Genomic DNA, 13,809 nt, shown 5'->3' on the forward strand with positions numbered 1-13,809 from the left:
TTTGCAAAAGCTAGGAAAGACCTCAGCTAATCGGCAAAGCGAGGGGTCGCGATGGCGACGCGCAAACTCTATGCAGGCGTCAAGCTGCGCGAGACGCGGTCGCGGATGGGGCTGACCCAGAAGGATTTCGCAATCCGGCTGGGGATTTCGCTGCCCTATCTGAACCAGATGGAGAACAACAACCGTCCGCTCTCCTCGACGGTGCTGCTGGCGCTTGTCTCGGAATTCGGCTTCGACGTGACCGAGCTGTCGGAGGGCGATGCCGAGCGGCTGGTCAGCGACATGCGCGAGGCGCTGGCCGATCCGGTCTTCGGCGATCTGGCGCCGCCGCTGGCCGATCTGCGGCTGGCCGCCTCGAACGCGCCGGCGCTGACGCGCGCCTTTCTGGAGCTGCACCGCGCCTATCGCCAGAGCCATGAGCGGCTGGCCTCGCTCGACGAGGCGCTGGGGCGCGAGGACGCGCCGCTGGGCCCGTCGCCCTGGGAAGACGTTCGCGACTTCTTCCATTATTGCGACAACTATATCGACGCGGTCGACCGCGCGGCCGAGCGCTTCGCGCGCGCATCAGATACCGGCGCCGACCCCGAGCAGCGTGCCATGGCCGCCCTCGAGGCACAGGGTATCTCCTTGTGCCTGAAGGATATTCCCGGGCTCAGGGAGTATGACGAGAACACCCGCACGCTGACCCTGTCCAACCATCTGCGCGGCCCGACACGGCGCTTTCAGCTGCTGCACCAGCTTGCGCTTCTGACCCAGTCGCAACTGCTCGAGGCCACGCTCGATCTTGCCCGGTTCCAGAGCCCCGCCGCCCGTGCCATCGCCCGGATCGGCATGGCGAACTATTTCGCCGGGGCGGCGCTTCTGCCCTATAACCGCTTCCTCGAGGCCGCGCAGGAGACCCGGCACGATCTGGAACTGCTGGCCGACAGGTTCGGCGCCTCGATAGAGCAGGTGGCGCATCGGCTCTCGACCCTGCAGCGCCCGGGTGCCAAGGGGCTGCCCTTCTATTTCGTGCGGGTCGACCAGGCCGGCACCATCACCAAGCGCCATTCCACCACAAGGCTGCAATTCGCGCGTTTCGGCGGGGCCTGCCCGCTCTGGAACGTGCACCGCGCCTTCGAGACCCCGGGCCGGTTCCTGCGCCAGCTGGCCGAGACCCCGGACGGGCTGCGCTATATCTCGCTGGCCCGCGACGTCTCGAAGCCCGGCGGCGCCTGGCGCGCGCCGGTCCGGCGCTATGCCATCGGGTTGGGCTGCGAGGTGCGCCATGCCGATCAGATCGTCTATGCCGACGATCTGGATATCGACAATGCCGCCGCCTACGAGCCGATCGGGATCTCCTGCCGGATCTGCGAGCGCCGCGACTGTCACCAGCGCGCGGTGCCACCGCTGGAAAGACGGCTCACGGTCGATGCGAACCGGCGCGGCCTGCTGCCCTATGAGGTCGCGGACTGAGTGACCCCGGGCCGGGCGCAGCACCCCCGCCCTTGCCCGGCCCCGCAAGCTCCGTACGCCCCCTTCTGCATGGCCGGACGGCCTGCGGGCCATGGCCGCCTTCCATCGTTATGGCGCGCCGGGTCCCGCAAGCCGCCGCTCAGGCCTCCAGCGCCACGCCATGGCGCAGCAGGATCGGCAGGACGATATCCTCCTCATCGGTCAGGTGGCGGTCGAGACAGGAGCCGAAGCGCGCCAGCCGCAGCTGCAGCCATCCGATACACCTCTCCAGGTCCTCGGGCCCGGCCCGGATCAGCTCTGCCACCGCCGCGGCAAGTTCCTTCAGGTGAAGATCGAGGGCCTGATGATCGGCATCCAGCATGGCGAAAGCCGCCCCGAGGCCGGGCTCGAAGGTCACGAGGCGAGGGAAGTAATGCAGCTCTTCGACCTTCTGATGACCGTGAACCTCGTTCAGCAGGATGGCCGCATCGCGCCGAACCGCCCGAATCCCGGCCTCTGGCGGTGCCCCGGCGCTTTCCAGGTCCCGGGCGCCGTCCTCCATCCGCGCCAGAAGCATGCGGAACATCCTGTGCCGGTCGAGCCAGAAACGGGTGGAGGCGTGGTCGGGGGGCCGGCTGGCCCAGACCGCCCGCGGGCAGGCATCGAGCAGTTCGCGCAACGCCTCCGGCAGATCCTCGCGAGGATCGAGTACGGAAATATCATGCATTTCCATGCATGTTAGCGCCGCACCCGCGCATCGCAAGCCCATGTTACCCTACGTTTCGGGCGCTCCGGCAGGCGGCGTGACGATGCGGCGCTTGCGGACCGCCTCGCGCCAGGTGATGAAGACCACCGATCCGATGATCAGTCCCCCGCCCAGCAGCACCCAGCCGTCGACCGCCTCGCCGAAGGCAAGCCAGCCGACCAGCGTGGCCCAGACCAGCTGCAAGAAGGTGACGGGCTGGGTCACCGTCAGCGGCGCCGCGCGGAAGGCACGGGTCATGGCGTAATGCCCGGCGGTGGCGAAGACGGCCACGAAGAACAGCCCCAGCACCTGCTGCCAGCTCGGCGCCACCCAGACCGCAAATGCCAGGGGCGCCAGCACGATGGTGACCGTGAGCGACATCATCGCCACCACCACCGAGGCCTCGTCGCGCTCGCTCAGCCGCTTGGCGGCAAGATAGGAGATCCCGAACAGAACGGCCGTGAACAGCATCGCGACATGGCCGTCCGAGATCTCGCGAAAGCCCGGGCGCAGGATCACCAGAACCCCGAGGAAAGCGACCGCGATGGCCAGGATGCGGCGCGCGGCCAGCCGCTCGCCGAACAGGAGCGCCGCCCCGATGGTCACATAGATCGGGTTTAGATAGTTCATCGCCGTCACCTCGGCGACCGGGATCCGGGTCATCGCGAAGAACCAGCACATGACCCCCAGCGCATGCGCAAGGCCGCGCCCGCCGTAAAGAGCGAGCCGCCCGCGGTCGATGCGCGCATCGGAAAGCCGGCCCAGCATCGGCAGCAGGAAGACGAGCCCCAGCAAATAGCGCAGAAAGGCGGATTGCGCCGCCGGAAGCCCCTGTGCCGAGAGCTTCACCAACGCGGTCACCGCGACGAAACTGATCCCGGTCACCAGCATCCAGAGGATCCCCGCGACCGGATTCCCGCCCTCTCCGGGCACCGACTGCATAGCCATGCCCCGGCTTGCCATGCCGACGCGCCCGGCGCAACTGCCGCGCCATTCACGCGGTCACGGCCGCGCCTGCGGAGGGCGGATCGGCCAGGTCCGGGCGCAGGCGCTGGACCAGCGTGCCGCCGGTCTCGACGATCAGCTTCATGCGCTCTTCCATCCGCACCATCTCGGCGATGGCGCCCTTCAGCGCCTCGGTGTCGTCGCCCAGCGCCGCGAGCCCCTCGAAAAGCCGCTGGCTCGCCGCGATCTGGGCCTCGGCATTGACGATCACCGCCGAGAGATGCTCGAGCAGACCGGCCGCCTGCGGCGTCTCGCCCGCGCGTTCCAGTGCCGCGTCGAGATCGGCAACCGCACCCCGCATCGCCTCGAACCAGGCCCGCGACAGCAGCGGCTCGCACTTGGCGTTCAGCATCGCCTCGCGTTCGAGCCGCCGCATGCCGCAGACCAGCCGGTCGACCTGAGCACGCAGATCGCCCTGCACCGAGACGATGTCGTCATTGACCCGCACCACCTTGCCCAGAACCGCGTTCAACTCGTCGATCAGGCGGTTGATGCGGTCGAGAAACAGGTTGAGGTCATGCGCGAGCGCGCCGAATTCGTCGGCGCTGCGCACCTCGGCCCGCTCGCTCAGCGTCCCGAAGGCGCGGGCAAGCCCCGCCACCGTGCCGCGCAGCCGCAGAAGCGGCTCCATCCGCACCCTGAGGATCAGGAACAGCAGAACCGAATGCAGCACGATCTTGCCCAGAGCGAGCCCCGCGCTGAGCGTCACCTCGTCAAGCCAGGCGGCGATGTCGCGCGACAGGTAATCGCGCACCGTCACCCGGCCCAGCACCTGCCCGACCTCGGCCTCGGCATGACAGGTCAGGCAGAAGGTCTCGGCCGCGATCTCGACCTCTGCCTCGCGGAACCGGCCCTCGGGCCAGGTCCCGGCCGGAATGCCCGCGGGCGTGAAGCCGAACAACGCCTCGATCGAGCGCACCGTGACCGGCGCGGGTTCGATCGCGATCTTGTAGCCCAGATCGTCCCAGTTGCGCCTGAGGATCGGATACATCGTGCGCGCCGCGACCGGCCCGCCCTCGTTGCGCATGATGGCACGGACGCTCTCGGCCAGATCCTCGGCCACGTTCTGGGCGTCCTCGGCGCCGCGGGTCTCGAAACTGTAATAGACCAGTGCCGCCTTCAGCGCGAATTCAAGCACCGTCACCGCCAGGAGGACCAGGAAGAAGTCCTTGATCATGTGGATCAGGAACGATTTGTCGAAACGTCCGATCGCGTGGCTGGTACGCTCGCCCATCGACCCTGTCCCCCCCTGCCCGGCCCGGTCACCGCTTTCAGTTTAGGCAGCCGCCACCGCACACGCCAAGCGGGAATTTTGCCGCTTCGCGGCGCGGCCCGGAAACAGGACGGCCTTTGGGATCGCCAGGGCGGTCGCGCCATGCCGGGTCCGTTGCGCCAACGGATATCCTGTCGCCAGGGCAAGGGCTTGAGATCGGGGCGATGTATCCCCGGGGGATGATCCATCCTCGGAGGTTTTCGGGCGAGGCATGAGCGCGGCGCTGCCGATCCCGTGCCAGACACTGACCGCGCCCGGCCGGGCGGTGGGTTGGAAGGCGGGTTGGAACCCGCGCGGTCTGGAAACGGCTATGGCACGCGGCGCGGGCAGATCTGGCCCGATCTGAACCACGGCTTGTCTCCGGCATGCCCGGCAGTGCGGTGTCGGCCGCGATGGGCAGAGATTACCGCCGGCCCCGCCTTCGGGTTCGACGTTGCAGAAGCTGAAATGACAGCCGCGCGGACCCGGTCGGACCCGCGCGGCACGATCTTGCAAAGCCGTCCGGCTCAGAGCTGCTCGAGCACCTCGTCGCTGGCCGAGAAATTGCTGGTGACGTGCTGGACGTCATCGTCATCCTCGAGCGCGTCGATCAGCTTCATAAGCTTCTGCATGCCCTCGAGATCCATCTCGGTCGTGTTCGCGGGCTTCCAGATCAGCTTGGTCGACTCGCTCTCGCCCAGATCGGCCTCGAGCTTGGTGGCGACCTCGTTCAGGTCGGTATCGGCGGTGTAGATCACATGCTCGTCATCCGAGCTTTCGACATCCTGCGCGCCCGCTTCGATCGCAGCCATCATCACCGTGTCGGCATCGCCTGCCGAACCCGGGTAGACGATCTCGCCCATCCGCTCGAACATGAAGGCGACCGAGCCGGTCTCGCCGAGATTGCCGCCGAACTTGGTGAAGGTCGAGCGCACGTTCGAGGCGGTGCGGTTGCGGTTGTCGGTCATCGCCTCGACGATCACTGCCACCCCGCCGGGGCCGTAACCCTCGTAGCGGATTTCCTCGTAATTGTCGCCCTCGCCGCCCATCGCCTTCTTGATGGCACGCTCGATATTGTCCTTGGGCATGGACTGCGCCTTGGCTTCCTTGATCGCCAGACGCAGGCGCGGGTTCTTGTCAGGGTCCGGGTCGCCCATCTTGGCGGCAACGGTGATCTCCTTGCTGAACTTGGAGAACAGCTTGGAGCGCGCCGCATCCTGCCGCCCCTTGCGGTGCTGGATGTTCGCCCATTTGGAATGGCCTGCCATGGATCCCCACTTGGCTTTCTGAAATTGACGGGGCTCTCTATATGTCAGGCGGACATGGACCTGCAAGCCTGCTCGGGGCGTTGGGAAAGGCGAAACCCTCCGGCGCCCGGGCGCCGGACAGCCGGGAGACCCCTGATTGACCCAGGACCAGTTCATTCTGTTCGCCCTATTCGCCACCGTCTTCGTCGCCCTGATCTGGGGCCGCTGGCGCTATGATCTGGTGGCCTTCGGAGCCTTGATGGCCGCGGTGCTGCTGGGCGTGATCGAACCCGACCGCGCCTTCGAGGGCTTCGGCCATCCCGCGACGCTGGTGGTGGCGCTGGTCCTGGTGGTCTCGGCCGGGCTGGTGCGCTCGGGCGCGGTCTATCTGATCACGCGGACGCTGGTGAACAGCGCCCGCGGGCTCGGGCCCCATATCGCGATCATGGGCGGCATCGGCGGGCTGCTCTCGGCCTTCATGAACAATGTGGCCGCGCTGGCCCTGCTGATGCCGGTCGACATCCAGACCGCGCGCAAGGCCGGCCGCGCGCCGGGGCTGAGCCTGATGCCCCTGTCCTTCGCCACCATCCTGGGCGGCATGGTCACGCTGATCGGGACGCCGCCCAACATCATCATCGCCACCTTCCGCCAGGACGCGACCGGCCAGGCCTTCCGCATGTTCGACTTCGCCCCCGTGGGGGGCGTCGCGGCGCTGGCGGGGATTGCCTTCGTCGCGCTGGTGGGCTGGCGGCTGATCCCCAAAAGCGCCGGGCTCGACGCCTCGGCCGACCCGATGTCGGACTATTCCTCCTATATCGCCGAGCTGACGGTGCCCGAGGGCTCGAAGCTGATCGGCCAGCGGCTTGCCGATCTCGACCCCGAGGCCGAAACCAACGACGTCGCCCTGCTGGGACTGGTCCGGGGCGGCAAGCGGCTTTACGGGCTGCAACGCGGCACCGCGATGGCCGCGGGCGACTCGCTGGTGATCGAAGCCAGTCCCGAGGCGCTGGACGAGTTCCGCGCGGCGCTCTCGCTCGATTTCGCCGAAGGGGCCAATCAGGAACGGCTCAAGGCCGAGGGGGCCGGGCTGAGCGTGATCGAGGTCGTGGTGCCCGAACAGGCGCGGATCGCCGGACGCTCGGCCCAGCTTGTGGGGCTCGCCTGGCGGCGACGCACGGTGCTTCTGGGGATCTCGCGCCAGGGCCGCCCTGTCCGCCAGCAGATCCGCAAGACCAAGGTCAGGCCCGGCGACATCCTGCTGCTCCTGACCCCGCAGGACGTGGCCCAGGACGTGGTCGAGTGGCTCGGCTGCCTGACCCTGGCCGATCGCGGGCTGGCGGTGACAGATACCCGCAAGACCTGGATCGCCATCGGGCTGTTCGCGGCGGCGGTGGCGGCGGCCAGCTTCGGGCTGGTCGATCTGACCATCGCCATCGGGCTGGTCGTGCTGGGCTATGTCCTGGCCCGGATCATCCCCATCAACGATGTCTATTCCCATGTCGAATGGCCGGTCGTGGTGCTGCTGGGCTCGATGATCCCGCTCGGGGTGGCGCTCGAAGAGAGCGGCGGCACCCGGCTGATCGCCGAGACCCTGATCGGGCTGACCGGCGACATGCCGCCCTGGGTGATCCTGACCGCGCTGATGGTGGCGACGATGTGCCTGTCGGATGTGCTGAACAATACCGCGACGACGGTGGTCGCGGCCCCCGTCGGCATCCAGATGGCCCAGACGCTGGGGGTCAGCCCCGACCCGTTCCTGATGGCGGTGGCGGTCGCGGCCTCCTGCGCCTTTCTCACCCCGATCGGGCACAAGAACAACACGCTGATCCTCGGGCCCGGCGGCTATCGCTTCGGCGATTACTGGCGGATGGGGCTGCCGCTGGAGCTGATCGTGATCGCGGTCTCGGTGCCGATGATCCTGCTGGTCTGGCCGTTCTGAGCGGCGCCGGCTTGACGAGGGGCCTGCGCTCGGTCAGTGCGGAAGAAGGGGCGGCGGCTGGAGGCGGGCCTTGATCTGGAAGCCTGAGCTATCGGGGGCACTGGCGATGGCGGCGGCGCTTGCGCTGGTCGCGGGCGCCGGGGCGCGGTTCATCCCCGGCAGCAGCGCGGCCGGGCCGCTGGCGCGCATCCTCGACTCGCTTGCGCCCTGGCTCCTGGCCGGCGCCCTGATGCTTGCGCTGGGCGCCACGGCTCTCGGGCTGTGCCGGCTCGGCGCGGGCCTGATGGCGGCCGCTCTGGTCGCGCTGGCCGGGCTCGGAGCGCTCCATCTGCGCCAGAGCCTGCCCGCCCTGCCCGGTCAGACGCCCGACCTGCGCATCCTTTTCTTCAATGCCTGTATCGAGAATGAGCTGCCCGCCGAGACCATCGTCAGGGCCGCGCTGGGGCCGGACCCCGATATCATCATCTTTGCCGAGGCCGAGGCGATCGCCGCGGCGCTGCCGCTGCTGCAGGCGCGCTACGACTTCGTCTCGCCCTGCCAGCCCGGCGCCTGCCAGATCGTGCTGGCCGCGCGCAGCCGGCCCAGGCGGTTCTGGACGATGTCGCTGAATCCGGCCTGGCCCGACCGCTATGCCGTGGCCGAGATCGAGACGGCGGGCGGCAAGCGGGTCTTTCTGGCGGGCCTCCAGCTTCTCAAGCCCTGGATGTCGGGACTGGCGGATACCGAGCTCGAGCGGCTGACCGCCCAGCTTGGCTGGCTGCCCGGCCCCGCCGTCGCCATCGGCGATTTCAACGCCGCGCCCTGGAGCCGGACGCTCTCGCTGATCCATCGCGACACCGGCATGGCCACCGCCCGCCTGCCTAGGGCGACCTGGCCCGTGGCCGCAGGCCGGTTCGGGGTGCCCATCGATCAGGTGCTGGTCGGCGGTGGCGCGCGGCTGGTGCGCCTCAGCCCCTTCGGCGAGGATCTCGGCTCGAATCATCGCGGCCTGCTGGCAGAGATCACCCTGCCCTGACCGGCCCAAGCCCCTGTCAGCGAAAGCCGAACCGGGCCGGTTTTCCTCCCGCCGCGGCGGCGACCGGGCGCCACGGAACCGCCAGAACACCGGCCGCCCGGCGGACACCTTGGCCCTGCGATTGAGCTGCGCTGTCTTTCCCGCCTTGCCGTGGCTCCGGCCCCCGCGGCGAGATCTCAGGAGACCCTCGCCCGAAGCGGGCGAGGAATACCCCGGAAGAGACGCGCGCGAACCCGCACCGGCATGACAAACCGGGCATCGCAAGACGACAGTGGCCGCCTACTGGATACCCCAAGAGGCGGGTCCGAGCCCCGTCGGACGGCCTTCCGGGTTTCCCTCGCTTCTGCCCCCGCCCCGGACCGGACCCCGGGCGGGCGGGCGGCCCCTCGCCGCCAGTTGCTTGTCAGGGCCATGGTTTCGGGCTATCTCGCGGCCTCGTGCCCCCGAACCGAAGGCCTGCGATGTTCGACCAGCTGAAAACCCGGTTCGCGGCGCTCGAACGTCGGATGACCGAGCGCCACGGCACAGATCTGAGCGTCCCGGGCGCGCGCCGGGCAGCGCTTTGGCATTTCCATCTGATGGATCACGGCTTGCTGCGCATCCTCTGGACCAATCTCGTCGAGATCGCGCCCGGGGTCTGGCGCTCGAACCAGCCCTCGCCCGCGCGGCTGCGGCGCTATCGCGACATGGGCATCCGCACCGTGATCTCGCTGCGCGGCAGCGAGCGACCGCATTCGCACTGGTTGCTGGAAGAAGAGGCCTGCGCCGCGCTGGGGCTCCGGCTCGAGGCGGTGACGCTGAAGGCCCGCCGACTGGTCCCCCGAGAGACGCTGCTGATGCTGCTCGACCTCTTCGACCGGGCCGAACGCCCGATGGTGATGCATTGCAAGTCGGGCTCGGACCGGGCGGGCCTTGCCGCCGCGCTGTATCTCATCCATGCCGAGGGCACACCGGTCGCCGAGGCGCGCCGGATGCTGAGCTGGCGCTTTCTGCACAACCGCCGCTCGAAGGCGGGCGTGCTCGATCTGGTGCTCGACCGCTACGAGGCCGACACCGCCCGCAGCCCGATGACGCTGCGCGACTGGATCTCCACCCGCTACGATCCGGACGCCATCAAGAGCGATTTCAAGGCGGGACGGAGCTAGACATCATGGCGGGCGGCGCCCAAATCTTCGGCTGGCTCTGGCGCGGATATCTGCGCCGCCATTCCCTGACCATCGGCATCGCGCTGACGCTGATGACCATCGAGGGCGCCTCGCTCGGGCTGCTCAGCTACAGCTTCAAGCCGATGTTCGACCGGATCTTCGTCGCGGGCGAGCGGAATGCCATTCCGCTGGTGGCGGGGGCGGTGCTGGCGATCTTCCTGGCCCGCGCGCTCAGCGGCTTCGGCCAGCGCGTGCTGATGGCCCGCGCCGGGCTTTCGATCACCGGCGAATTGCAGAAGGACATGGTCGAGCATCTGCTCGGGCTCGACGGCTCCTACTTCCAGCGCACCCCCCCCGGCGGGCTGATCGAGCGGGTGCGGGGCGACACCACCGCCGCCGCCAATGTCTGGAACACGGTGCTGACGGCCTCGGGGCGCGATTTCGTCTCGCTGGTCTCGCTGATGGCGGTGGCGCTCTCGATCGACTGGGCCTGGACCCTGATCGCGATGGCGGGCATCCCGCTTCTGGTCGTGCCGATCATGGTGCTGCAGCGCTGGATCAGGCACACCGCCCGGCTGGCCCGGGTGCAGGCGGCCGAGATCGCGGGCCGGCTCGACGAGATGTTCCACGGCATCGTCACCATCAAGCTGAACCGGATGGAGCGGCGCGAGCAGGGCCGTTTCGGCGCCAGCGTCGCGGGCTTCATCGCCTCGCAGCTGCGCGCCCAGGCGGGCCAGGCCGGCATGCCCGCGCTTGTCGATATCGTCGGCGGGCTCGGTTTTGCCGCGGTGCTGATCTTCGGCGGCCTGCAGATCATCGAGGGCGACAAGACCGTCGGCGACTTCATGGCCTTCTTCACCGCCATCGCTCTGGTCTTCGAACCCTTGCGGCGGCTCGGCAACGTGTCGGGCGCCTGGCAGGCCGCGCTGGCCAGTCTCGAACGCATCCATGCGATCTTCGAGGAACGCGCCACCATTCTGGATCCGGCCCGGCCGAAACCGCTGCCCGCCCCGGCCGAGCGCTGCGATCTGGCGCTGGAGGATGTGCATCTGAGCTATGGCGAGACGCCGGTGCTGCGCGGCCTCGACCTGACCGCGAAGGCGGGCGAGATGACTGCGCTGGTCGGTCCCTCGGGCGCGGGCAAGTCGACCGTCTTCAACCTGCTGACCCGGCTGATCGAGCCGCAATCGGGCCGCGTCGCCATCGGCGGCGTCGCGGTGGGGGATCTGGCGCAGGCCGATCTGCGCGATCTGTTTTCGGTCGTCACCCAGGAGGCGCCGATGTTCGATGACAGCCTGCGCGACAATATCTGCCTCGGCCGCGACGTCTCCGAGGCACGTCTGCGCGAGGTGATCGAGGCGGCCCATATCGACGAATTCCTGTCCGGACTGCCCGCGGGGCTCGACAGCCCTGCCGGGCCGCGCGGCTCGAACCTCTCGGGCGGGCAACGCCAGCGTGTGGCCATCGCCCGCGCGCTGCTGCGCGACGCCCCGATCCTGCTGATGGACGAGGCCACCTCGGCGCTTGACGCGCAATCCGAACGCGCCGTGCAGGAAGCGCTGAGCCATCTGGCGCAGGGCCGCACCACGCTGGTGATCGCGCACCGGCTGGCCACCGTCCGCGACGCCGACCGTATCGTGGTGATGGAGGCGGGCCGGGTGCGCGAAGAAGGCCGCCATGACGATCTTCTGGCCAGGGGCGGGCTTTATGCCGGGCTCTACCGCTTGCAATTCGCCACCGAGTCCTGACACCTTCGGGCCGAGAACGGCACGGGGAGAAGACAGCCATGACAGGCGAAGAGGCAGCGGACAGGACGGTGCTTGCGATCACCGGCGCGGATCGCGTGAAATTCCTGCAAGGGCTCGTGACCAATGACATCACGGCGCCCGAGGGACGGCTTGTCTATGCCGCGATGCTGACGCCGCAGGGCAAGTATCTTGCCGATTTCCTGCTGAGCGCGCGCGACGACACGATCCTGCTCGACGTCAGGGCCGATATCGCCGAGGCGCTGGCCCGGCGGCTGTCGCTCTACAAGCTCCGGGCCGATGTCCGGATCGCCCCGGCCGGGCTCCATGTCCATCGCGGGCTTGGCGAGCCGCCCGAAGGCGCCCTGCCCGATCCGCGCCACGCGTCGCTTGGCTGGCGCGCCTATGCCGGAACACCCGGCACCGCCCCCGCCATCGACTGGGACAGGATCCGGGTGGCCGAGTGCATTCCCGAGACCGGGATCGAGCTGATCCCCGAGGAAAGCTACATCCTCGAAGCCGGGTTCGAGCGGCTGAACGGCGTCGATTTCCGCAAGGGCTGCTATGTCGGCCAGGAGGTCACCGCGCGGATGAAGCACAAGACCGAGCTGCGCAAGGGCCTGGCCACGGTGGGCGTCGAGGGCTCGGCCCCGCCCGGCACACCGATCGAGGCCGGTGGCAAGGAGGCCGGGCGGCTCTTCACCCAGGCCGGCGATCTGGCCATCGCCTATCTGCGCTTCGACCGGGTCGCGCCCCGGATGACGGCGGGGGCGGCGACGGTGCTCTGGCCGGATGGCTGAACGGGCGGCGCTGGAGGCACTGGTCGGCGCCGCCATCGCCCGCAGCCTGCCCCTGCAGGGCGGCGATCTTTCCCGGGTGCTGCGGCTCGATCTTGAAGACGGCCGCCGGATGGTCGCGAAATCGGGCCCCCGGGTCGCGACAGAGGCACGGATGCTTCGGGCCATCGCCCGGGCGGGCGTACCTACACCCGCGGTCATGGCCGAGGGCGGCGGCTGGCTCCTGCTCGAGCATCTCGACGAAGCGCCGGCCTCGGCCCCGGGCTGGGGCGCGCTCGGCCTGGCGCTTCTGCGGTTGCACAGGGCGACGGGAGAGACCTATGGCTGGGACGAGGATCACGGCTTCGGTCCGGCCAAGATCCCGAACGCCGCCTGCGCCGACTGGCCCAGCTTCTGGGCCGAGCGCAGGCTTCTCGCCTGGCCCGAAGCGCTCCCCGCCGACATTGCCCTGAGGGCCGAAACCCTGGCTGCCCGGCTCGACGGGCTGATCCCGCGCCATCCTCCGGCGGCCCTGCTGCATGGCGATCTGTGGGCGGGAAACGTGCTGTTCACACAGCAGGGGGCCGCGCTGATCGACCCTGCCTGCTATTACGGCGATGCCGAGGTCGATCTGGCGATGCTGGACCTTTTCGGCAGCCCCGACCCCGTCTTTCGCGCGGCGTATGGCACACCTGCCCCGGGCTGGCCCGAGCGGCGCGCGGTCTATCAGCTCTGGCCCGCGCTCGTTCATCTGCGGCTGTTCGGCGGCGGTTATCGCGGTCTGGTCGAGCGCTGCCTGGAAACGCTCGGGGCCTGAGCCGGGGCCCCGGCAGGATGCGGCGATCCGGCCTCAGGCGCGGGCCGAGTATTCCATGGTCTCGGTATTGACGACGATGTCTTCCCCCGGGCCGATGAAGGGCGGGACCATCACCCGGACGCCGTTTTCCAGCATGGCGGGCTTGAAGCTCTTGGCGGCGGTCTGGCCATTCACCACCGGCTCGGTCACGGCGATCCGGCAGGTGACCTTGGCCGGCAGCGTCGCATTCAGCGCCTCGGCCTCGTAATATTCGACGACCACGGTCATGCCATCCTGCAGGAAGGCCCGGCGATCCCCCAGAAGATCTGCGGGCAGCTCGGTCTGTTCGTAGCTGTCGGTATCCATCACCACCAGCATGCCATCGGCTTCGTAAAGGAACTGCTGGTCGCGGCGCTCGAGTTCGACCCGGTCGACCTTGTCGGCACTGCGGAACCGCTCGTTCAACTTGCTGCCGCTGCGCAGGTTGCGCAGCTCAACCTGGGCGAAGGCCCCGCCCTTGCCGGGCTTGACATGATCAACCTTCACCGCGGCCCAGAGCCCGCCGTCATGGTCGAGGATATAGCCCGGACGAATTTCATTACCGTTGATCTTCGCCATACGGAAACCCTTAACAGACGGTTGATAGGAATTGCGCCGGACCTATATCTTGCGGGAGCTGGGCTGGCAAGACGACTAGATCGGGGACTGTC

At 68.7% G+C, this 13,809-nt stretch carries 12 protein-coding genes; 7 read left to right on the plus strand and 5 right to left on the minus strand.

What is annotated here, in order from left to right:
- The first annotated feature begins 51 nt into the window (after nt 1-51).
- Nucleotides 52-1,455, plus strand: coding sequence for a helix-turn-helix domain-containing protein (locus ACK8CO_RS00895; RefSeq protein WP_414897821.1), 1,404 nt, complete (start codon nt 52-54; stop codon nt 1,453-1,455).
- 139 nt (nt 1,456-1,594) lie between these two features.
- Here ACK8CO_RS00895 and ACK8CO_RS00900 read toward each other — a convergent pair whose 3' ends face one another.
- The 4 genes from ACK8CO_RS00900 to ACK8CO_RS00915 form a co-directional block, all read right to left on the minus strand.
- Complete coding sequence (locus ACK8CO_RS00900; protein WP_414897822.1) at nt 1,595-2,161, minus strand: hemerythrin domain-containing protein; 567 nt, start codon at nt 2,159-2,161, stop codon at nt 1,595-1,597.
- A 48-nt stretch (nt 2,162-2,209) separates the two neighbouring features.
- On the minus strand, nt 2,210-3,127 hold the full coding sequence (locus ACK8CO_RS00905; protein ID WP_414897823.1) for a DMT family transporter: 918 nt from the start codon (nt 3,125-3,127) through the stop codon (nt 2,210-2,212).
- Nucleotides 3,128-3,173: 46 nt separating this feature from the next.
- The gene (locus ACK8CO_RS00910) at nt 3,174-4,418 is read right to left on the minus strand and encodes a histidine kinase (protein WP_414897824.1); all 1,245 of its coding nucleotides are present in this window, start codon (nt 4,416-4,418) and stop codon (nt 3,174-3,176) included.
- A gap of 545 nt (nt 4,419-4,963) precedes the next feature.
- Nucleotides 4,964-5,704 (minus strand): YebC/PmpR family DNA-binding transcriptional regulator, encoded by a 741-nt coding sequence (locus ACK8CO_RS00915; RefSeq protein WP_080616239.1) that lies wholly within the window; start codon nt 5,702-5,704, stop codon nt 4,964-4,966.
- Between the two features lie 136 nt (nt 5,705-5,840).
- Between ACK8CO_RS00915 and ACK8CO_RS00920 the strand changes: the two genes are divergently transcribed.
- From ACK8CO_RS00920 to ACK8CO_RS00945, 6 genes are all read left to right on the plus strand, one after another.
- Nucleotides 5,841-7,622, plus strand: a complete 1,782-nt coding sequence (locus ACK8CO_RS00920) for an SLC13 family permease (protein ID WP_414897825.1) — start codon at nt 5,841-5,843, stop codon at nt 7,620-7,622.
- Between the two features lie 70 nt (nt 7,623-7,692).
- A complete protein-coding gene (locus ACK8CO_RS00925; protein ID WP_414897826.1) occupies nt 7,693-8,637 on the plus strand; it encodes an endonuclease/exonuclease/phosphatase family protein in 945 nt (314 codons plus the stop codon).
- A gap of 461 nt (nt 8,638-9,098) precedes the next feature.
- Nucleotides 9,099-9,782: a tyrosine-protein phosphatase gene (locus tag ACK8CO_RS00930; RefSeq protein WP_414897827.1), complete on the plus strand. Its 684-nt coding sequence runs from the start codon at nt 9,099-9,101 to the stop codon at nt 9,780-9,782.
- Nucleotides 9,783-9,787: 5 nt separating this feature from the next.
- Nucleotides 9,788-11,530 carry an ABC transporter ATP-binding protein gene (locus ACK8CO_RS00935; RefSeq protein ID WP_414897828.1) on the plus strand — a complete coding sequence of 581 codons (1,743 nt, stop codon included), beginning with the start codon at nt 9,788-9,790 and terminating at the stop codon, nt 11,528-11,530.
- Between the two features lie 38 nt (nt 11,531-11,568).
- A complete protein-coding gene (locus ACK8CO_RS00940) occupies nt 11,569-12,327 on the plus strand; it encodes a YgfZ/GcvT domain-containing protein (protein ID WP_414897829.1) in 759 nt (252 codons plus the stop codon).
- Entirely contained in the window at nt 12,320-13,120 is an 801-nt protein-coding gene (locus ACK8CO_RS00945) for a fructosamine kinase family protein (RefSeq protein ID WP_414897830.1), read from the plus strand. The genes ACK8CO_RS00940 and ACK8CO_RS00945 overlap by 8 nt, the downstream gene beginning before the upstream one ends.
- Before the next feature lie 33 nt (nt 13,121-13,153).
- Here ACK8CO_RS00945 and efp read toward each other — a convergent pair whose 3' ends face one another.
- Nucleotides 13,154-13,717 (minus strand): elongation factor P, encoded by a 564-nt coding sequence (gene efp / locus ACK8CO_RS00950; protein ID WP_414897831.1) that lies wholly within the window; start codon nt 13,715-13,717, stop codon nt 13,154-13,156.
- Nucleotides 13,718-13,809 lie beyond the last annotated feature (92 nt).

Origin of the sequence: Rhodovulum sp. HP10 (assembly GCF_047553435.1) — a bacterium.
Taxonomy (GTDB): Bacteria; Pseudomonadota; Alphaproteobacteria; order Rhodobacterales; family Rhodobacteraceae; genus Rhodovulum.

Bases quoted from the DNA above. Each gene is read 5' to 3' on its own strand.
- ACK8CO_RS00895 (WP_414897821.1), top strand. From the start codon at position 52: ATGGCGACGCGCAAACTCTATGCAGGCGTCAAGCTGCGCGAGACGCGG.
- ACK8CO_RS00900 (WP_414897822.1), bottom strand. From the start codon at position 2,161: ATGCATGATATTTCCGTACTCGATCCTCGCGAGGATCTGCCGGAGGCG.
- ACK8CO_RS00905 (WP_414897823.1), bottom strand. From the start codon at position 3,127: ATGGCTATGCAGTCGGTGCCCGGAGAGGGCGGGAATCCGGTCGCGGGG.
- ACK8CO_RS00910 (WP_414897824.1), bottom strand. From the start codon at position 4,418: ATGGGCGAGCGTACCAGCCACGCGATCGGACGTTTCGACAAATCGTTC.
- ACK8CO_RS00915 (WP_080616239.1), bottom strand. From the start codon at position 5,704: ATGGCAGGCCATTCCAAATGGGCGAACATCCAGCACCGCAAGGGGCGG.
- ACK8CO_RS00930 (WP_414897827.1), top strand. From the start codon at position 9,099: ATGTTCGACCAGCTGAAAACCCGGTTCGCGGCGCTCGAACGTCGGATG.
- ACK8CO_RS00935 (WP_414897828.1), top strand. From the start codon at position 9,788: ATGGCGGGCGGCGCCCAAATCTTCGGCTGGCTCTGGCGCGGATATCTG.
- ACK8CO_RS00940 (WP_414897829.1), top strand. From the start codon at position 11,569: ATGACAGGCGAAGAGGCAGCGGACAGGACGGTGCTTGCGATCACCGGC.
- ACK8CO_RS00945 (WP_414897830.1), top strand. From the start codon at position 12,320: ATGGCTGAACGGGCGGCGCTGGAGGCACTGGTCGGCGCCGCCATCGCC.
- efp (WP_414897831.1), bottom strand. From the start codon at position 13,717: ATGGCGAAGATCAACGGTAATGAAATTCGTCCGGGCTATATCCTCGAC.